Origin of the sequence: Marivirga arenosa (assembly GCF_030503875.2) — a bacterium.
In the GTDB taxonomy this organism is placed as follows: domain Bacteria; phylum Bacteroidota; class Bacteroidia; order Cytophagales; family Cyclobacteriaceae; genus Marivirga; species Marivirga arenosa.
The window spans coordinates 1,870,465-1,890,677 of the sequence record NZ_CP129968.2 but is presented as its reverse complement, the minus strand read 5'-3'; the positions used below and the strand labels follow the sequence as shown (position 1 = coordinate 1,890,677).

Here is a 20,213-nt window from a genome sequence, read left to right as displayed (position 1 = left end):
CGTATCATTATAAAGTTTTACATTTGTATCAATGAGGAGAATTTTAGGCATATTTTTAATTACTGTATCGGTAAATATTTTACTGCTACACAGCTTTGTGCCTCATCATCATAGTGAAAATGGCTTTAATCTTAATGAGATTCTCAGAAATGAACCTGTAAAATCTCCAATCGATTTACTCAAAATTGGCTTTCACCTTAATTTAGGAGCTAATCACCTTGACAATTATCAAAATAACAATTCGGCACTAGCCAAACATGCGAGCCAACAAAGTCTGTCAAGTAATGATTTATTTTTATTAGTTCCTACAATCATTGATTTCGATTTTTCACAAATTGAAAATGATAATTCAATACAACTTCTGATTGAAGATAAAATTATTCAATCTATATTCAAAAGTAGTTTCTCTTATAGAGGCCCCCCTTCCCTTATTTAAGAATTCGTTCACATTTATTTATTTATTTCTTAAATAATCAAATAACATTTCATGTTTCAAAAAATTATTTCTTTCTCCATAAAGAACAAATTGATCGTGTTCTTTGGAGTAATCGCTTTAATTGGTGGCGGTATATATTCAATGAATCAGCTTTCTGTAAATGCAGTCCCTGATATTACCAATAATCAAGTGCAAGTAGTCACGGTAAGTCCTTCACTATCAGCACAAGAAGTAGAACAATTCATTACCTATCCCATTGAAATTTCAATGGCCAATATTCCGATGATTGAAGAAATCCGATCGATCTCGAAATATGGATTATCGGTAGTGACCATCGTATTTGAAGAGCATGTACCTTTACTGGATACAAGACAATATGTTCAGGAACAAATCAATATTGTAAGTGGTGAAATCCCTTCAAAATTGGGAGCTCCTGAATTAATGCCCATCACAACTGGTTTGGGTGAAATCTACCAATATACATTAGAGGTGGATGATGAACATAAAGGGCAGTACTCTCCTATGGAGCTCCGGACAATCCAAGACTGGATTGTGAAAAGACAACTATCCGGAATTAAGGGAATTGTAGAAGTAAGTTCTTTTGGTGGATTTCTTAAGCAATATGAAGTTGCAATTAATCCTTCATTAATGGCGCAACAAGGGGTTACTTTTCAAGAAGTAACGTCTGCCCTTCAACTTAACAATGAGAATTCTGGAGGAAGTTATATAGAAAAAAATCAAAACGCCTATTACGTAAGAACAGAGGGCATGATGGTAGACCTGGATGATATCCGTAATACCTTGGTTAAAGATGACCCGAAATCACCAGTTCTTATAAAAGATATTGGAACTGTTCAGTTCGGAAATGCAAAACGTTTTGGTGCCATGACTAAAGATGGAGAAGGCGAAGCGGTTGGAGGCATCACCTTAATGCTGAAGGGTGCAAATTCATCAAAAACATTAGAAGCAGTAAATGCTAGAGTGGCTGAAGTCCAAAAATCGTTACCAGAAGGGGTGAAAATCAGGCCTTATCTTGACAGATCAGATTTAGTTGGAAGAGCTATTAACACTGTTAAAACCAATTTATTGGAAGGTGGTATAATCGTAATATTTGTTTTGATATTGTTGCTAGGTAATTTCAGAGCAGGTCTGATTGTAGCCTCCATTATACCGCTCTCATTACTATTTGCTTTCATTATGATGAACATCTTTGATGTTTCAGCTAACCTCATGTCATTAGGAGCTATAGATTTTGGTATAGTAGTAGATGGTGCTGTTATTATTGTTGAAAGTATTCTTCACATTCTCTTTACTGTCCATATTGGCAAGCAGTTAAGTCAATCTGAAATGGATGAAGTAGTAATTAATGCATCGCAGAAAATTTACAAATCTGCCGCTTTTGGGGTACTGATTATTTTAGTAGTCTTCCTACCTATTTTAAGTTTAACAGGAATTGAAGGTAAAACTTTCAGACCTATGGCACAAACGGTGAGCTTTGCCATTATTGGTGCGATGATTTTGTCCATGACCTATGTACCTATGATGACTGCCTTATTCTTGAAAAAGAAAATCAAAGAGCAAGTCACCTTTGCAGATAAGATCATATTAAAACTAAAAGCAGCTTATAAACCTGTACTAAACACTTCATTAAAAAACCCAAAAATGACTGTTGCTTTATCTGCAATATTATTAGGAGGTTCCATTTTCATCTTCACCAAAATGGGTTCGGAATTTATCCCGCAATTAGGAGAGGGTGATTTAGCCATGCAAATGACTTTACCACCGGGGAGTTCACTTGAGCAGAGTATTGCCACCAGTACCAAAGCTGAACAAATCCTATTAGATAATTTCCCGGAAGTAGAGTCTGTGGTCTCAAAAATTGGTACGGCTGAAGTCCCGACTGACCCGATGTCAATCGAATTAGCAGATATTATGATCATTTTGAAGCCAAAGGATGAATGGGTGAATGGTGAAAATCGTTTTGATTTGATCGAAAAGATGGAAGAGAAACTCGCAGTAATACCTACTGCTGTATTTGAATTCACGCAACCTATTCAACTTCGCTTTAATGAATTAATTACAGGAGCAAAATCAGATATTGCTATCAAAATATATGGCGAAGACTTACAGAAATTGGCAGATTATGGCGCACAAGCTTCCGCTATCATAAAAGAAGTACCGGGTGCAGCTGATGTGAAAGTAGAGCAAACTGAAGGTTTAGCACAATGGGTTATCTCATACAATAGAAGGAAAGCCGCTCAATATGGCGTTTCTATTGAAGAATTAAACAGTATTGTAAGAGCCTCATATGCTGGTGAAAATGCAGGATTTGTTTTTGAAGGAGAAAGAAAGTTTGAATTAGTAGTGAGATTGAGTGAATCTTTCAGAAATTCCATAAACCTAGATCAGCTTACTATTAAAAGCAAAGATGGCACAATTATTCCTTTATCAGAGGTGGCTTCATGGGAATATCAAGAAGGTCCACTACAGATCTCCAGAGATGATACTCGCAGAAGAGTAGTAGTAGGTGTGAATGTTAGAGACCGTGATATTGCGGGACTTGTAGCAGATATTGAGAGTAAATTAGATGAAAATCTCAAAATGGATCCGGGCTATTCTATTAAGTATGGAGGTCAGTTTGAAACTCTAGAAAAGGCAAGTAAACGTTTATCTATAGCCGTTCCGGTAGCTTTAGCTCTGATTTTCATACTCTTATACTTTGCTTTTGGTAAAATTAAATATGCGCTTTTAATCTATGTTGCCGTACCCCTATCAGCCATTGGCGGAGTCTTAGCTTTATGGTTACGCGACATGCCATTTAGTATTTCTGCCGGAGTAGGTTTCATCGCTCTTTTCGGTGTAGCCGTATTAAACGGAATTGTATTAATCAGTCATTTGAATGACTTAAAAGCAGAAGAAAAAGAAATGGACTTGATCAAACTCATTAAAAAAGGAAGTGCTGATCGTTTAAGACCTGTTGTCATGACTGCACTAGTAGCTTCTTTAGGTTTCTTACCTATGGCTGTTTCAACTTCAAGCGGAGCAGAGGTTCAAAAACCATTGGCTACAGTAGTAATTGGAGGATTAATTACAGCTACTTTTTTAACGCTAGTCGTGCTGCCTGCTTTATATTATTTAATCAATAAAGTAAAAATGAGTGGTAAGATTATACCTATCATAATCCTATGCTTGCTGAGTATTTCAGGACTGAATCATGAGTTACAAGCACAGGATAAAAATGATCCTCAAGTTTTAGAAAGTATGATCACTAATGCTATGGAAAAAAATCCTCATGTGATCAATGCACAACTAAAAATAGAACAGGCTAAAAGTTTTAAAACCCAAGCTTTTCAAATTCCTTCCACCAATATAAATTATCAAAGAGGTCAGTTAGACGGTCCTTTAATTGATAATAGTTGGACGATTCAACAATCTATTGGAAATGTACCTGCTAATTTTAGAAGATCCGAAATGGCGGATCATCAAATCGAACTAGCAAACAAAGAATATCATCTAGCTAAAAAACAAGTAGCTGCTGATATCAGAAAAGCTTGGAATAACTGGACATATAGTAAAAGACAAGTACGGTTTTTAGAGGATCAATCGGATCTTTTACAGAAAAGCATGAAACAAGCTAAAGAAATGATTGAAGAAGGTGAGAGTGGAAAGCTGGAAATCCTCAGTATATCGGGTCAATTAATGAGTATTGAAAATGAATTAATAAAAGGAAAAAAGCTTTTAAACGAAAATACTAAAAATTTGAAACAGCTTTGTTTTTGTAATGAGCTACCTGATTCCATCAGTCAATATAGCAGATATGAATGGAGTAATTCTCTTGATTCATTGACTCTTGATCCTGCCTTTACTCTCAGAAATAAACAGCAGATGAAAACGATTAGTAGTTCAATCAAAGTAAGTAAAGCACAGTATTTTCCTGAAGCCTATGTAGGATACGTGAATCAAAGTTTGAATAATATAACTGGATTTCAAAGCTTCCAGATTGGATTAAGTATACCAATCTTCTACAATAATGTGAAAGGAAACATTCAAGAATTAAAAATTGAAAAAGAAATACAAAAATCGACAATCGATTGGCAGAATTATGAGAGAAGTCAACGATTGATTATTGCAAAAAAAGATTATCAGAATTATGAACGACTCTTGTCTAAAAGTTCTGCTATGATTGATCAATTAGAAAATCTTGAATCATCCTCATCTGAGGCTTTAAGAATTGGAGAGTTAAACTTTTACGAATTCGTACAAAATTTAAATGCTCTTTACAACATTCAAAAAACCAATTTAGAACTCAAAAAAGAGATCGCCAACATTTCAATTGAATTACAATATTTAACAGAAACAAAATGAAAATCAATTATATAATATTATCGATGCTGTTAGTCATGTCGGCTTGTAGCGAAGAAACACAGCTTAATTCAGAAGAAGCCGCTCAAGAAGAAGTTGCTATCAGTTTAAGCAATGAACAGTTAGCCAATAGCTCATTGAAAATTGCACAGTTGAAAAAAGCTCCATTGGATAAAAAACTCACTGTCTTTGGTGAGCTTGCTGTAGCACCAGAGGATATTGCTAACGTACATATTGTGCAGCGTGCATTTATTAACGGTACTAGTATTTTACCAGGTGATAAAGTGAAAAAAGGGCAATCTTTAGCCACTATCTCTCATCCAGATATATTGACACTTCAAAGTGAATATCTAGCTTCCATAAATACTTTAAAACAGTTGCAGGCTGATTTTGAAAGAAAGAAAAGCTTGGTAGAAAATAAAGCGATCTCATTAAAAAGCTATCAGCAAACTGAAGCAAAATATTATGAGATGAAGGTGAATACTGATGCTAAGAAAAGTATGTTGCAAAAACTAGGAGTTAATATTAGCTCATTAGTAAAAGGAAACCTTCAGGAAAACTTGCACATAAGAGCTCCTTTTAGCGGTTTCGTAACAGCGGTTTATGTTAAAAGAGGAATGCTTGCTGAACCTAATATGGACTTATTTGAGATCGTTAATCTTGATGAAATGCATCTTGAATTTTTGGTTTACCCGAAAGACATACATCTCTTAAAAGAAGAGCAAAGAGTCAGTTTTAAATTACCAGAAAGCCATAAGTCTTACGAAAGCAAATTACATTTAATCAATAAAAAGTTAACAGGTAATGCCGTCTTAGCACATGCTGACATTCCAGAACAAGTAAATATCCCATTAGGCGCTCAGCTAGAAGTGACTGTACATTCTCAAACTGATAGTTTACTACTAATGCCTAAAAAAGGAATTTTAAGACAAGGAAACCATATCTATATTTTTGAAGCATTAGCTGATAATCAATTTAATAAAGTTGAAATTCAAATGGTGGCGGAAAATGAAGAGTATATTGGAATAGATCCTAACAGCTTAAATGCAAATAAAAATTACGTAATTGAAGGAGCTTACTATTTAAGCACGGAATAAAATAATTAAAGGATAGACCCATCAAATTAGGTCTATCCTTTACTTACTTTGACTGGAACCAAAAATGTCCAAGCTACAATTCTACTTTTCTTGTTGCCATGCACCATCTCAATCGTTTCCATATCCTTAGCACCCGCCTGCTTTATGGCTTCATATATTTTCTTAAGATTGAATTCTTTGGAAACTAAAGTAGTAAACCATCGAACCGAATGAGAAAAGTATTTACTTTGTACCACCATATTGGTAATAAATTTCAATTCTCCTCCTTCATACCAAAGTTCATTCGACTTACCTCCAAAATTTAAAATAGGTTTCTTTTCCCCTTTGTATTGCTTAAGGTTCTTCAGTTTTCTAATAGTCCCTTTTTCGGCTTCCTCCGCTGAAGCGTGAAATGGAGGATTGCAGATGCTTACATCATAAAATTCATGTTTTTTTATAATGCCTTTGAAAATATCTTTAGATTTTTGCTGAACTCGTAATTCAATTGCCTCCTTTAAGGATGCATTATTATTGATAATGTTTTGTGCAGAATTCAAGGCTTTGAATTCAAACTCTGATCCAACGAACTTCCATCCAAATTCCTTATGTCCTATAATTGGATAAATGCAGCTTGCTCCTGTACCAATATCCAAGCAATTAACCATATCTCCTTTAATCTTTACACCATTCCTCTTTTTTTGTAAAAATGAATTAATATGAAATAAATAATCCGCTCTACCCGGTATAGGAGGACAAAGGTAACCATCCGGTATATCCCAATATTTTAAGTCATAATGCTTTAATAATAGTGCTTTATTCAAAGCCTTCACTGCTTTGGGATCAGCAAAATCCAAAGTCTGATTTCCGTACTGATTAACAAATACAAAAGGCTTCAATTCCGGAAGTACTTCCGATAAATTTTCTAATTCGTATCTGGTATTGAAAGGGTTTTGGGGGTGTAAGCTGGACTTTTGTGGAGTAGGCATTTTAAAAAATTAGAATTCAAGTGTAAAGGTAAGGTAATAAATAGAGATTGAGGATTTTAGATATAAGATTAAAGAATTCTCAAAACCATTTGCTTTTTCTAACAATTGATAATATCCTGAAATTATGAAATTTTTGTATATTGATTACTGTTTAGAGTGTAAAGTTAAAATTCTATGGAAACTCAATTTATAACCGATGATAAAGGTAAAAAGCAATCTGTGATTCTCCCTATTGCAGAATATGAAAAATTAATGGAAGATCTGGAAGAGTTGGAAGACATAAAACTATACGATAAAGTAAAAGCTAGCAATGAAGAATATGTTCCTTTTGAGGAATTTCTAAAGAATAGAAAAGAGAAAATGAATGAGTAAATCAGAGATTAAAAAGATTTTCAAAATAATTAAAAAAATTTAAAAGCCAATCAGACATCTCTCCATTTTTAGATGAAATAACAAAAAAGTAGAAGCTGCTCATGCAGCCCAAAATGAAAAATAAAAGGGTTAATTAAAAGTAAACTTTCTGGTAGCTTTCAAAATATAAAATATAAAATAAGAATTTACTATTCTGCTGATAAAGTCTAGTCCTAATATCACCCCAATTTCTTCAGAAGGTAATTTATGTAAAGGGTTAATTAAGTAAAAGTAATACCCAACGGAGTTTCCAATCTCGTACCATGAATTATTCCATGGCCAGATAAATTCCATACTATTATAGCCACTAATAATCATAAAAGTAAAAATAAATGTATGTAGAAATAACAACCAAATTAATGGTCTAAAATAGTCCAAACCAAAATTACTGAACCACTTATTAGTTTTTAATAAAAAGCGATCATAGCCATTGAGACTTTTATCTTGTGATCCTATTAATAAATTTGAGTTCATCTCATTCTGGTAAAACTGAAGGCTAGAAAATCTATCACCATTATTTTGACTAATCACCTTCAACTGACGATACTGTTCAGCTAATGATTTTTCCTTAATCAAATCAAACCCACTGTTTTCAAACTTATTATGAGAAAATAAATTTTTAAAAAACCTCAAAGGAGTGATAACAAAAGATTTGAAATTGAATTTAGATTTTAAAAAATAAGTTTCAGGCCATTTTATAGCTTGAAAAACTCCGCCATTTAATGTAGATCCACTAAATGACAATTCTTTCAGTTTGAAAAAATCAAGATTATTTAAATTTAGCTTTGTAAAATCTAAATTTTGAAAATAAGCTTCATTGACAAACTTTGAATTTGTAACATTCCCACGTTCAATTATTTTAACAAAATTCAACCTAAAAAAATTTACTTGAATCTTATCTAGATTCAAATTTTCAACTTCAGAATTGTAAATATCGAATTTCTGTGATTGCACCTCACCATTTTTACCTTTAAAAGTTAACCAAGTAAAGAAACAATCATAAGCCACTAAACTATCAATTTGTGATTCTGAGATTTCAATATTGCCTGAATCAACTGATGACATTACGAACTCCTTAACTAATGTCCCTCTTCCTAGGATTTTCACAACCAAATCCATAGTTCCATTTAAAGAAATGGAATTAAAATTGCATGAAAATATTTTAAGAAATTGCTCTTTGTATACAGAGGTAAAATCTAAAATTGAACAGCTAATATTGTTAAAATCAAATTTACAACCTTCATAACAATTAAAGATATCTATTTTATGGATTTCTGTTCTACTACCGCTAAAGCTGAATTCTGAATTTTTACAATGATAAATTTCTAAATCTTTAATGATTTTACAATTGTGAAATTTTACCTTTTTAAGTTTACTTTTAGAATTATTAAATATATCAATCGATAATTTTTTTAAAAAAGTACAATTCTTAAAAACTATATGAGTATTACTTTCATTATCTTGAAAATCTGCAATAGTCAAAAACTCTTCACCCTGGATTATTTCATTTTCAATTCTTATCCCTCCGTCTGTAAAACCTTTAATAAATAAATTATAGATCACTTACTTGTAATTATACAATGAAAATTTAATTATTGAAATTAGTAGTTGTAATATATAAAATTTAAAAACAAGACAGTTAATACCTAAACCAAAAAAGCACGGCTTTCACCATGCTTTTCTTTTATCTATAATCTAGGTTCCAGAATCTATAATCTAAACCTACATATTTCTACGGTATTGGCCACCGACCTCGAACATTGCGTTCGTAATCTGACCTAACGAACAAAATTTAGTAGCCTCCATTAATTCAGAGAATAAGTTTTTATTCTTTATAGCAGCATCCTGCAATTTATTTAGACTTTCTTGAGCTTCATTCTCAAATCTATCATTCAATAAACGAAGTGTTTCAATTTGATATTCTTTCTCTTCTTTTGTGGCTCTAATTACTTCACCAGGAGTTACAGTTGGTGATCCTTTTGAATTTAAGAAGGTATTGACTCCTATGATAGGATATTCACCCGTATGCTTTAAAGTTTCGTAATACAAGCTCTCTTCCTGAATCTTTCCACGCTGATACATAGTTTCCATTGCACCAAGCACCCCTCCTCTTTCGGTAATTCTATCAAATTCAGTTAATACCGCTTCTTCAACCAAATCAGTTAATTCTTCAATGATGAATGACCCCTGAATCGGATTCTCATTCTTAGCCAATCCTAATTCTTTATTAATAATCAGCTGAATTGCCATAGCTCTACGAACTGAGTTCTCTGTAGGCGTTGTAATCGCTTCATCATAAGCATTGGTATGCAATGAATTACAGTTGTCATATATGGCATATAAAGCCTGAAGAGTCGTTCTTATATCATTAAAATCAATTTCCTGAGCGTGTAAGGATCTACCAGAAGTTTGGATGTGATATTTTAACATCTGCGCTCTAGCATTTGCTCCGTACTTTTGTTTTAAAGCTTTAGACCAAATTCTTCTCGCAACCCGACCGATAACAGCATATTCAGGATCAATACCATTAGAAAAGAAGAATGATAGGTTTGGACCAAATTTATTGATATCCATCCCCCTACTTAAATAATATTCTACATAGGTGAATCCATTCGCCAAGGTAAAGGCTAATTGAGTAATTGGATTCGCTCCTGCTTCTGCAATATGATAACCTGAAATAGAAACAGAGTAGAAATTACGTACCTGATTTTCAATGAAATACTCTTGCACATCACCCATTAGACGTAAAGCAAATTCTGTAGAAAAAATACAGGTATTTTGCGCCTGATCTTCTTTCAAGATATCTGCTTGAACAGTACCTCGAACAACCGCCATGGTTTCTGCTTTAATTTTTGCATAGGTGTCTTTTGGCAAGACCTGATCACCTGTAACACCTAACAACATTAAACCTAAGCCATTATGCCCTTCAGGCAAGTCTCCTCTATATTGAGGTCTTTCTGCTCCTTTTTCTTTGAAGATTTTGTCAATTTTTTTATTGACTTCATCTTCCATTCCATTTTCCTTAATATACTTTTCACATTGCTGATCAATGGCAGCATTCATGAAAAAGCCTAACAACATAGGTGCAGGACCATTAATAGTCATGGAAACCGAAGTCATGGCATCAGCTAGATCAAAGCCTGAATAAAGCTTTTTAGCATCATCCAAACAGCAGATGCTTACCCCTGAATTACCAATTTTACCGTAAATATCAGGTCTGTAATCCGGATCATTACCGTATAGCGTTACTGAATCGAAGGCAGTCGAAAGACGTTTAGCCGGCATGTCCATACTTACATAATGGAAACGCTTATTCGTTCTTTCAGGCCCACCTTCACCTGCAAACATACGCGTTGGGTCCTCTCCTTCTCTTTTAAAAGGATAAATTCCTGCCGTGTATGGAAATTCACCGGGTACATTTTCTTGTAAATTCCAGCGTAAAAGATCACCCCAACTCTTATATTTTGGTAGTGATACTTTTGGAATCTGCGAATGAGATAATGATTCGGTATGAGTTTGAATCTTAATCTCTTTATCCCTTACCTTAAATGAATAAATTGGGTCTTTATACTTTTGAACCTTATCGCCCCATTCTTCAATTAATAATTTATTCTTAGGATCGAAATTTAATTCTTCCTTCGCGTAAGCTTCCTCCAAACCTTTGATCAAGCGATCTTTATCTTCAAGATCTGATTCTTTTAACGTATCAATTGACTTTCTATAACCGTATAATTTATCGGCTACAGCAGCCTGCTCTTCCACCCATTGATCGTAACCTCTGTTATTTTCAGAAATCTCAGACAAATAACGAGTTCTATTTGGTGGAATGATGAATACCTTTTCAGACATCTCATCTGTAATTTCAAAAGTAGATTTTAAATCAGCACCTGATTTTTCTACTACTTTATCCATCAATGTTTTGTATAAGGAATTAGTCCCGGGATCGTTAAACTGAGAAGCAATTGTACCATAAACTGGCATATCATCTACTTTTGCATCCCATAGCCCATGGTTTCTTTGGTATTGTTTCTTTACATCCCTCAATGCATCTAAAGCCCCACGCTTATCGAATTTGTTTAAAGCGATGATATCCGCGAAATCCAGCATATCAATTTTTTCCAATTGAGTTGCTGCTCCATATTCAGGAGTCATCACATACAAAGAGGCATCAGAATGATCTAATATTTGAGTATCAGACTGACCAATCCCAGAAGTCTCCAAAATAATTAAATCAAATTGAGCGGCTTTTAATATAGACACCGCATCTTTCACGTATTTGGAAATAGAAAGATTACTCTGACGAGTCGCTAATGAACGCATGTACACTCTTTCGTGATTAATCGCATTCATTCTAATTCTATCTCCTAATAAAGCACCACCTGTCTTACGCTTTGAAGGATCAACTGAGATGATCCCTATATTTTTATCTTTAAAATCAATTAAAAACCTTCTTACCAATTCATCTACCAATGAGGATTTACCGGCTCCACCAGTACCCGTTATTCCTAAAACTGGTACAGAAAGGTCCTTCGCTTTTTCTCGTATTTTTTCTAGTTCAGCATTGGAAGCATCCGGAAAGTTTTCAGCAGCAGATATTAATCTGGCAATTGCCTTCACATCCTTTTTATCGATTCTTCCTACTTCACCATTTAAATTCTCCCCTGTTGGGTAATCACTTTGTTTTACTAAATCATTGATCATCCCTTGCAATCCCATCTCACGACCGTCATCAGGAGAATAAATTCTGGCAATTCCATAATCATGAAGCTCTTTAATCTCTTCAGGAAGGATAACTCCTCCTCCACCTCCAAAGATTTTTATATGGCTTGCTCCCTTTTCCTTTAATAAGTCATACATGTATTTGAAATACTCAGTATGTCCACCTTGGTATGATGTCATTGCGATAGCTTGAGCATCTTCCTGTATAGCCGTGTTCACAACTTCTTCTACCGATCGGTCATGACCTAAATGAATTACTTCACAGCCAGTAGATTGTATGATTCTACGCATTACGTTGATGGCAGCATCGTGACCATCAAAAAGTGAGGCAGCCGTTACAATACGGACATTATTTTTAGGTTTATAAGGAGCTTCAGTTTTATATGCAGACATATTTTTAGTCGTTTATTTCCAAGTACGAAATTACAATAATTAAGCTAAAGATTAAAGCTATTACCGAACATTCGTTAGGTATGAATAATCCAAAAATTATATTTTAAACTACCTATAAAAGGCTTAGTTAATGATAGGTAAATTATAAGCTTACCAAGCTTTTATTTGCTATAAAAATCATAACACAGCCCTCTATTAACAAATGATAATATCTGTGAATCAGAATATTGCTTAATTTTATAAGCTATAAAATCAAATTATAAACATCGAACAAATCATTCTGTTATTTAATTATGAGATATTTAATTATTACGAGTCTATTATTTATTTACAGCAATCTTTCAATGGCACAAATAAAACAAATTGAAGACTTTAAATGGGAAAATAGAGTATTGGTGATTTATTCAAATGAATATTCCACTTCTCTATTAGATTCACAATCAGAAGAAATAAAAAGTGATTTAGAAGAATTTAAGGTAAGAGATTTAATAGTTTTAATATTAGAAGACGAAATAGTTAAGTCCCTAAACCTTAAAAAGGAGCAATACTTGAATTATGAACAGATTTTGGAAAGATTGAATGTTAATTCAGAAGATGGTTATCAAAATATATTAATAGGTAAAGATGGGGGAATTAAAATGAGAAAAGACCAGCCTATCAAAAATGAAAAGCTATTTGCTACTATTGACGCTATGCCGATGAGAAAAAGAGAAATGAAAGATAAAAATTAAATAATATACAAAATACCGGTCAGGTTATTTAAACCTGACCGGTATAGAACCACCTACTCTAATCTTTCTTTTAAATCCAGTTTATGCTTTCTAGCAGTATCCTTGGCAATGTCATAACCAGCATCTGCATGTCTTATCACTCCCATTCCTGGGTCATTATGTAAAACTCTCTTTAATCTCTTTTCTGCATCATCAGTACCATCCGCTACGATTACCATTCCGGCATGGATAGAATACCCCATACCCACACCACCACCATGATGCAACGAAACCCAACTAGCACCTCCCGCAGTATTGACTAATGCATTTAATAATGGCCAGTCAGCTACAGCATCTGAGCCATCCAACATGGCTTCTGTTTCTCTGTTTGGAGAAGCGACTGATCCAGTATCTAAATGATCACGTCCAATTACAATAGGAGCCTTAACTTTTCCTTCTTTCACCAATTTATTGAATGCTAAGCCAGCCTTTTGTCTTTCTCCTTGTCCTAACCAACAGATTCTTGAGGGTAATCCCTGAAAAGAAATTCTTTCTTGAGCCATATCCATCCAACGCATTAAAGATTCATTTTCAGGAAATAATTCTTTAATAACTCTGTCTGTTTCTGCTATGTCAGCCGGATCACCCGATAAGGCAGCCCATCTGAAAGGCCCTTTCCCTTCACAGAACAGTGGACGAATGTAAGCCGGAACAAATCCTGGGAAATCAAATGCATTTTTTAGGCCTTTTTCAAAAGCTCTAGCTCTTAAGTTATTACCATAATCAAAAGTGATAGATCCTGATTTTTGAAGTTCAAGCATCAGTTCTACATGTCTGTACATTGACTCATAAGATAATTCCTCATATTTATCAGGATTTTGCTCTCTTAGAACATTTGATTCTTCTAAACTTATTTGGTGTGGTATATATCCAATTAAAGGATCATGAGCTGATGTTTGATCAGTCAAAACATTGGGCGTAATTCCCCTTTCGATTAATCTTTCTAATAAATGCACTGCATTACATGGAACTCCAATTGAAACTCTTTCTTGATTCTTCTTCGCCTCCAATGCTCTATCAATTGCAGCATCCATATCTTCAATTGACTCATCTAAATATTTTGTAGAAAGCCTTTTATCAATTCTCCACTGTTCCACTTCAGCTACTAAACAAACTCCATCATTCATGGTAACGGCAAGAGGTTGAGCTCCTCCCATTCCACCCAATCCGGCAGTTACGGTTAAGGTTCCTTTAAGGCTACCATTGAAATCTTTATTGGCTATTGCTGCAAATGTTTCATAAGTCCCTTGCACAATACCCTGCGAACCAATATAAATCCAGCTACCAGCCGTCATCTGACCGTACATCATCAATCCTTTTTTCTCTAACTCATCAAAATGCTTCCAATTTGCCCAATTAGGCACTAGTTGAGAATTAGAAATCAATACTTTAGGAGCATCTTTATGGGTAGGTAAAATCCCGACAGGCTTTCCTGATTGAACGATTAAAGTTTCATCCTCCTCTAAATCTTTAAGTGCTTTAATGATCAAATCTAAAGATTCGAAATTTCTTGCTGCCTTACCTCTACCCCCGTAAACAATTAAATCTTCAGGTCTTTCGGCCACCTCAGGGTCTAGATTATTTAACAACATACGCAATGCTGCTTCTTGTACCCACCCTTTACAGTTGAGTTTGCTGCCGGTAGGTGTTTTGTAAGTTTCCGGATTGTATTTTTTAGTCGTTTCCATAACTTTTAGTTCTGTTCAATCTTTCCAAATGTGAAATAGCTATAAATTCAACAAAAAGGCAAGTTTATTATATTTTACTATCCTCTAGGGCTTCTGGATATCTATCTGCAAAGTTTACTTCTTTCCCATCTCTTTGTTGAAAAATCAATGATCTATTAAGCTGAGATAAGTCCGAAACTCCTGAAGCCATAAACAGATCTAAGAAATCTTTAATAGTTTCCCCATGGTAATTTTTCACCCTTTTCCATTTATCTTCAACCACTAATCCTCTCATCCGTGAAGCATTATTGGTTGCAACTCCTGTAGGACAGGTATTCTTATGACATTCCAAGGCTTGAATACACCCTAAGGCTAGCATCATACCTCTTGCTGAATTACATATATCGGCACCAAGGCAAAGTGCTTTAAAAATATCAAAACCATCAATGATTTTGCCTGAGGTAATGACTTTTATCTCATTTCTAAGATTGTATCTCCTTAAGGTATCCACCACGAAAACCAAGGCATTTTCCCAAGGCATTCCTACATGATCAGAAAATATTATTGGTGCCGCACCGGTACCTCCTTCTGCACCATCCACGGTTATGAAATCAGGGTAAATATTGGTTTCTTTTATTGCATCACATATAGATTCAAATTCATTCTTTCTGCCAATGCAAATTTTAAACCCAATAGGTTTTCCGTCTGAAAGCTCTCGAAGTTTACCAATAAAAGCCATCATTTCGGTGTATGAGGAAAATGCTGTGTGACCAGGAGGAGACAAAACATCTGTATGGGGCTCCACTCCTCTAATTCTTGCAATTTCCTTTGAGTTTTTTTGTGCTGGTAATATCCCTCCATGTCCAGGCTTAGCACCCTGAGATAATTTTAATTCAATCATTTTCACTTCATCTCTCAGAGCAGTTTCTTTAAACTTTTCCTCTGAAAAGTTCCCTTCTTTATCTCTGCAGCCAAAATATGCAGTACCTACTTGATAAACAATATCACCACCCATAAGGTGATAATTAGAAACGCTACCCTCACCTGTATTATGATAAAAACCTCCAGCTTTAGCACCTTTGTTAAGAGCCATAATAGCATTTTTACTTAATGAGCCGTAGCTCATTGCAGAAATATTAAATAAACTTGCTTCATATGGCTTAGAGCAATTTGCGCCCCCAATTTTAACACGTGGAGCATCTTCTAATCTTTTACTAGGGAAAATTGAATGAGTAGTCCACTCCATCTTTTCCCTTTGTAAATCATGTTCTGTTCCAAAAGGATGTGTATTATTTTGAAGTTTAGCTCTAGCATAAACATAACTTCTTTGGTTTCTGCTAAGTGGTTTACCGTCAACATCTGATTCAACAAAATATTGATGTATTTCTGGAGATATCTCTTCAAACAAATATCTAAAATGACCGATTATGGGGAAATTTCTCAAAATAGTATGCTTCTTTTGAGAAATATCATAAATCCCAACTATTAACATAACTGAGCCTACTACTAATAGACTGGGAATCGGGAAAAAGATGATCAGGTAGGTTACAATAAAAAAAGCAATTATTGCAAAGATAAATTTTATTACTCTATGCATTTGATCTTGATTAAAAAATGAAATGTCTGAAAAGACAACTAAAATTTAATTTAAAGAATATAATAAAGTAATAAAATTGTGTAGGGAATAGTTTTCTATAATTTAAAAAAGTACTCTAGGATTAATTAAAAATCATCTCGAGATACCTCTAATTCAACATAAGCTACATCGCATATTGCACCGATAGGGGGCTGCTTTTTATTTACTCTTACTAATACTTTTATGGCTGAGTCATTCTCTATTAAAATCTTTTTACCAATATGAAAAGCTAAGGTCTCCAGTAATTTCAGAGGTTTTTTCATAACCTCCTCGGTGGTTTTATATAGGGTTTCATAGTTTAAGGTGCTCTCTAAATTATCATCCATTTTTTCAAACTTGGTATCCACTACCAAGTCAACCGAATAATGATTCCCTAATTTGTTTTCCTCAACATAATAGCCATGATAGCCATAAAAAGTCATTCCTGACAATGCAACTTTCCCCTTCATAAAAAATACTGATTTTAATCGGCTGTTATTTCATCAAAGAAGGAAGTATCTTCTCCCCCACTTTCTTCATTTTTATTTTGTTGTTTTGGCTCTTCTGAATGATTAGCTTTTTCAGCCTTAGGTACTTTTGCTGCTTCATGTTTTATAGAAGGTCTTTTAACTTCTTCCAATTCATATTCATCAGCATTTTGTATTTTCTTTACCGCCTTTCTGGCTCTTTTAAGATGAGTTTCAATATCAACATGCTGCATTCTGTCTTCAATCTTCTTCACTTTATCATTCAATCCAGTGCTAAGGTTTCTCAATTCTTCAATCACATTATCTCTGTGATTTTCTAGTTGTTTGAAGCCATCGGCAACCTCTTTTAATTCATCTTCTGTATCTTCTAATATTGCCTGTGCTTTATGGTTAGCATCTTCCACAATATCTTTTGCTCTTTGTTGAGCGTCTGACAACAATTTATCTGCTTTAATTTGGGTTTCCTTTAAATGAAGTTCCGCTGTTCTGTTGGCTTGGGTAATTACGTTGGCTCCGGTGTCTTCTGCCGTTTTCAAAGTTTTGTATAATGAGCTCTCCACTTGTCTCAACTTTTCTACTTCCTTTTCTGCTGCTTCCAATTTAAGTTTTAACTCCTTTTGAATGTCCATTTCCCTCTCCCACTCTTGAGATAGAGAAGCTAAAAATGCTTTGACATCATCTTTATCATAGCCTCTAAAGCCTTTTTCAAATTCTTTTTGTCTTATTTCTAAAGGAGTAATCTTCATTTTACTATCTGTTGATTATTGTAATAACGCATAAAACCAGCTAATGTCTTAATGCTAAGAAAAGTATTTCACTTTTTCAAGATATAAATATAACGGGATAATTTTGATTAATTCATCTGTATATCCCAAATTGATATGGTGTGATCATCACTAACACTTACCAGTTGATCATTATAATCCGTCCAATATAATTTATTAACGGATGTTGCATGACCTGCATGCCTAGCTTTATCAATAACTTTCAAGAGCTTAAATGACTGTGCATCCCAAATTTTTATACTTTTATCCATACTACAGGTAGAAAAGTACTTACCATCTGACCGGAAACTAATATTATTGATTGCATACATATGGGCGACTATTGATTCAACCAAAATATAATCAGATTGCGCATCCCATATTTTTAGATGTGCATCACGACCAGCGCTTAACAATAACTTTCCATCCCTAGAATACTGAATTGTAAATACTGAATTATCATGGGCTTTTATTTCCTTTTTTAAGCGCCAATCAGTAGAAGATAAAACCTTAATCGTATTATCACTTAAGCCTAAGGCTACTTCTTTTTGATTAGGATGAACAGCAATGGTTCTAATGCTTTTATCCGAAATTTGAAGCTTTGCAATGGTAGATAAATCCTTCAAATCAGATAATATTAACTGACCATCACCACAGGCGCTCAGAATAATATTATCAATTACTTTAATATCAAATATAGCTTCATCAGTTATTTTAGAAGATTTTACCTCTTGTTTATTCTCAACATCTATTAAATGAATACCTTCATAATTATGGCCTACCAACAAATGATTGGTATTTCTCAGATAATGTAAAGCGTATACAGAATTATTGACTTTTGCTACCATTTGACCTAATTCTGGATCTTTTAAATCCCATAAAGCCACAATCCCATCTCCGCCAGCAGAGAAAAATTGATTATTTTGGGCTGCTGGTTCCACTACATATAGGCAATCTTTATGTCCTGTTAGGCTTTGTACTTTTTCTACATTAATTTTAGGCATACTGTAAAGTTACGAGATGGCATTAGAATATATAAAACAAATAAACGATAAAGTTCACCTAGCTGTTTGGAAAATTGAGGAAGATATAGACTTCTATCAAAGAAACATTGTTTTAAGCCCAACTGATGTTAATATTCTTGCTGAGACTACTCACCCTGAAAAAAGATTAGAATTCTTAGCTGGTAGAATGTTATGTAAAACGGTATTACATTCATTAAAAATAACTGATCAGCCTATATATAGAAATGAATTCGGGAAACCTGTAATACCTGATTCAGAGTATAATATTTCACTTTCTCACACTGAAAATTATATAGCTGCTGCCGTAGGATTTAAAATAGAAGTGGGTATTGATATTGAAAAACCAAAGGCCAAAATGGCAAAAATTGCCCCAAGACTTTATACTGATGAGGAAATGGAATATTGTAATGCTGACTTGGTGAAATATTCCAAAATGTGGTCTGCCAAGGAAGTATTGTATAAGCTGTTTATGAAACGTGAATTAAATTTTAAAGACCACTTAAAAGTAAAACCACTCAAAAAAGACTGGACTCTAATGAGTGGTTCTATTAATAAAGATGATTTCTTTAAAGAATACGAATTAGCTTTTTACAAATTGGAGGAGTATTTTATTTGCTTAAATGTGAACTAAAGCCCTAAAGCATCGAAATCAATTCCACCGGAAACTTCTATTAGCAATTCTTTAATTTCATCAGCTTTTTGATGATCATCCAATTTCTCATATGCCATGATAAGGTTACGTAACACACGCTTTATGATATCTTCATTTGAGCATGGTTCGTAATAAATTGGCTTTGGCGTTAAGTTTAAATTTGCCAAATAATTATCAATATCTTTTTTTGAGAAAATTAGCCCTCTATTAAATGCATTTATGTAAAACTGAGTTTCTTCAGATTTATAGGTTACAATAAACAGATTTGGCAAATTTACCCCATAAATAGGCATCCCTAACTTTTCAGCAACAAGCATATATATGACTGATAGAGATATCGGGTTACCTTTTTTACTCTCTAATACTGACTTTAAAAAAGAGTTATTTGGTGAATGGAAATTTTTTGTGTTCGCTCGGAATTTTAATTTCGAAAACAAAGCACTATTTATAATTTTCACCTGATCATAAGGATGAAGATCTTCCTTCAGCTCCACCCATATATCATAATATATTTGTTCTACTTCTTTATTTAATTCATTTAAATCAGTATCAGGATATTGATACAAGGAAATTAGCCACATGCCTTCAAGCAAGCTTTCTGCACCACCTTCTTTCCAATCCCTTAGCTTTTCCTTCAGCTGAGAAAATTGAAGATTATGAATCATATCTTCAATTTTCCTTTGTACATTAGGATCAAAGCTATTTTCCCATTGCTCTTCCAGATATGGGATAATATCGCTTCCAAGAGACATTATCTTTCCTTCAACATGAGAGCTTATCTCCTGATCATCGTCTTCTAAAAGAGATACTAAAGCTTTGAATTCTTTCTTATCTAAATCCAATATTTAT

General features: G+C 33.9%; 15 protein-coding genes. 6 read left to right on the top strand and 9 right to left on the bottom strand.

The features are described from left to right. Positions 1-31 precede the first annotated feature (31 nt). The 3 genes from QYS47_RS08145 to QYS47_RS08135 are packed head-to-tail and all read left to right on the top strand — an operon-like array spanning position 32 to position 5,895. Positions 32-436 carry a hypothetical protein gene (locus QYS47_RS08145; RefSeq protein ID WP_302100035.1) on the top strand — a complete coding sequence of 135 codons (405 nt, stop codon included), beginning with the start codon at positions 32-34 and terminating at the stop codon, positions 434-436. A gap of 51 nt (positions 437-487) precedes the next feature. Then, entirely contained in the window at positions 488-4,801 is a 4,314-nt protein-coding gene (locus QYS47_RS08140) for a CusA/CzcA family heavy metal efflux RND transporter (RefSeq protein WP_322348336.1), read from the top strand. Next, positions 4,798-5,895 (top strand): efflux RND transporter periplasmic adaptor subunit, encoded by a 1,098-nt coding sequence (locus QYS47_RS08135; protein WP_322348335.1) that lies wholly within the window; start codon positions 4,798-4,800, stop codon positions 5,893-5,895. Before QYS47_RS08140 ends, QYS47_RS08135 begins: the two co-directional genes overlap by 4 nt. A 32-nt stretch (positions 5,896-5,927) precedes the next feature. Here QYS47_RS08135 and rlmF read toward each other — a convergent pair whose 3' ends face one another. Continuing rightward, complete coding sequence (rlmF, locus tag QYS47_RS08130; RefSeq protein ID WP_322348334.1) at positions 5,928-6,860, bottom strand: 23S rRNA (adenine(1618)-N(6))-methyltransferase RlmF; 933 nt, start codon at positions 6,858-6,860, stop codon at positions 5,928-5,930. A gap of 174 nt (positions 6,861-7,034) precedes the next feature. Between rlmF and QYS47_RS08125 the strand changes: the two genes are divergently transcribed. Then, positions 7,035-7,232: a hypothetical protein gene (locus QYS47_RS08125; RefSeq protein ID WP_302126275.1), complete on the top strand. Its 198-nt coding sequence runs from the start codon at positions 7,035-7,037 to the stop codon at positions 7,230-7,232. 129 nt (positions 7,233-7,361) lie between these two features. Here QYS47_RS08125 and QYS47_RS08120 read toward each other — a convergent pair whose 3' ends face one another. Continuing rightward, a complete protein-coding gene (locus QYS47_RS08120; protein WP_322348333.1) occupies positions 7,362-8,834 on the bottom strand; it encodes a hypothetical protein in 1,473 nt (490 codons plus the stop codon). 159 nt (positions 8,835-8,993) lie between these two features. Further along, positions 8,994-12,383, bottom strand: coding sequence for a methylmalonyl-CoA mutase family protein (locus tag QYS47_RS08115; RefSeq protein WP_322348332.1), 3,390 nt, complete (start codon positions 12,381-12,383; stop codon positions 8,994-8,996). 293 nt (positions 12,384-12,676) lie between these two features. On the opposite strand from QYS47_RS08115, the gene QYS47_RS08110 reads away from it, so the two are divergent. Further along, the gene (locus tag QYS47_RS08110; RefSeq protein ID WP_322348331.1) at positions 12,677-13,114 is read left to right on the top strand and encodes a DUF4174 domain-containing protein; all 438 of its coding nucleotides are present in this window, start codon (positions 12,677-12,679) and stop codon (positions 13,112-13,114) included. A 53-nt stretch (positions 13,115-13,167) separates the two neighbouring features. Here the strand turns inward: QYS47_RS08110 and hutU are convergent, their stop codons facing one another. The 5 genes from hutU to QYS47_RS08085 form a co-directional block, all read right to left on the bottom strand. Next, entirely contained in the window at positions 13,168-14,841 is a 1,674-nt protein-coding gene (hutU, locus tag QYS47_RS08105) for a urocanate hydratase (RefSeq protein ID WP_322348330.1), read from the bottom strand. 67 nt (positions 14,842-14,908) lie between these two features. Continuing rightward, positions 14,909-16,417 (bottom strand): FMN-binding glutamate synthase family protein, encoded by a 1,509-nt coding sequence (locus QYS47_RS08100; RefSeq protein ID WP_322348329.1) that lies wholly within the window; start codon positions 16,415-16,417, stop codon positions 14,909-14,911. Positions 16,418-16,542: 125 nt separating this feature from the next. Further along, positions 16,543-16,905 carry a dihydroneopterin aldolase gene (folB, locus tag QYS47_RS08095; protein ID WP_308357033.1) on the bottom strand — a complete coding sequence of 121 codons (363 nt, stop codon included), beginning with the start codon at positions 16,903-16,905 and terminating at the stop codon, positions 16,543-16,545. A gap of 14 nt (positions 16,906-16,919) precedes the next feature. Next, positions 16,920-17,669 (bottom strand): DivIVA domain-containing protein, encoded by a 750-nt coding sequence (locus tag QYS47_RS08090; RefSeq protein WP_322348328.1) that lies wholly within the window; start codon positions 17,667-17,669, stop codon positions 16,920-16,922. Between the two features lie 107 nt (positions 17,670-17,776). Beyond that, on the bottom strand, positions 17,777-18,691 hold the full coding sequence (locus QYS47_RS08085) for a WD40 repeat domain-containing protein (protein WP_308357035.1): 915 nt from the start codon (positions 18,689-18,691) through the stop codon (positions 17,777-17,779). Positions 18,692-18,707: 16 nt separating this feature from the next. Between QYS47_RS08085 and QYS47_RS08080 the strand changes: the two genes are divergently transcribed. Continuing rightward, positions 18,708-19,343, top strand: coding sequence for a 4'-phosphopantetheinyl transferase family protein (locus tag QYS47_RS08080; protein ID WP_322348327.1), 636 nt, complete (start codon positions 18,708-18,710; stop codon positions 19,341-19,343). On the opposite strand, the gene QYS47_RS08075 is transcribed toward QYS47_RS08080, so the two are convergent. After that, a complete protein-coding gene (locus tag QYS47_RS08075; protein WP_322348326.1) occupies positions 19,340-20,206 on the bottom strand; it encodes a transglutaminase-like domain-containing protein in 867 nt (288 codons plus the stop codon). The genes QYS47_RS08080 and QYS47_RS08075 overlap by 4 nt on opposite strands. Positions 20,207-20,213: the final 7 nt, after the last annotated feature.

Coding starts and splice junctions, on each gene's coding strand:
- QYS47_RS08140 (WP_322348336.1), top strand. CDS start 488: ATGTTTCAAAAAATTATTTCTTTCTCCATAAAGAACAAATTGATCGTG.
- QYS47_RS08145 (WP_302100035.1), top strand. CDS start 32: ATGAGGAGAATTTTAGGCATATTTTTAATTACTGTATCGGTAAATATT.
- QYS47_RS08090 (WP_322348328.1), bottom strand. CDS start 17,669: ATGAAGATTACTCCTTTAGAAATAAGACAAAAAGAATTTGAAAAAGGC.
- QYS47_RS08080 (WP_322348327.1), top strand. CDS start 18,708: ATGGCATTAGAATATATAAAACAAATAAACGATAAAGTTCACCTAGCT.
- QYS47_RS08135 (WP_322348335.1), top strand. CDS start 4,798: ATGAAAATCAATTATATAATATTATCGATGCTGTTAGTCATGTCGGCT.
- folB (WP_308357033.1), bottom strand. CDS start 16,905: ATGAAGGGGAAAGTTGCATTGTCAGGAATGACTTTTTATGGCTATCAT.
- hutU (WP_322348330.1), bottom strand. CDS start 14,841: ATGGAAACGACTAAAAAATACAATCCGGAAACTTACAAAACACCTACC.
- rlmF (WP_322348334.1), bottom strand. CDS start 6,860: ATGCCTACTCCACAAAAGTCCAGCTTACACCCCCAAAACCCTTTCAAT.
- QYS47_RS08085 (WP_308357035.1), bottom strand. CDS start 18,691: ATGCCTAAAATTAATGTAGAAAAAGTACAAAGCCTAACAGGACATAAA.
- QYS47_RS08100 (WP_322348329.1), bottom strand. CDS start 16,417: ATGCATAGAGTAATAAAATTTATCTTTGCAATAATTGCTTTTTTTATT.
- QYS47_RS08110 (WP_322348331.1), top strand. CDS start 12,677: ATGAGATATTTAATTATTACGAGTCTATTATTTATTTACAGCAATCTT.
- QYS47_RS08125 (WP_302126275.1), top strand. CDS start 7,035: ATGGAAACTCAATTTATAACCGATGATAAAGGTAAAAAGCAATCTGTG.
- QYS47_RS08115 (WP_322348332.1), bottom strand. CDS start 12,383: ATGTCTGCATATAAAACTGAAGCTCCTTATAAACCTAAAAATAATGTC.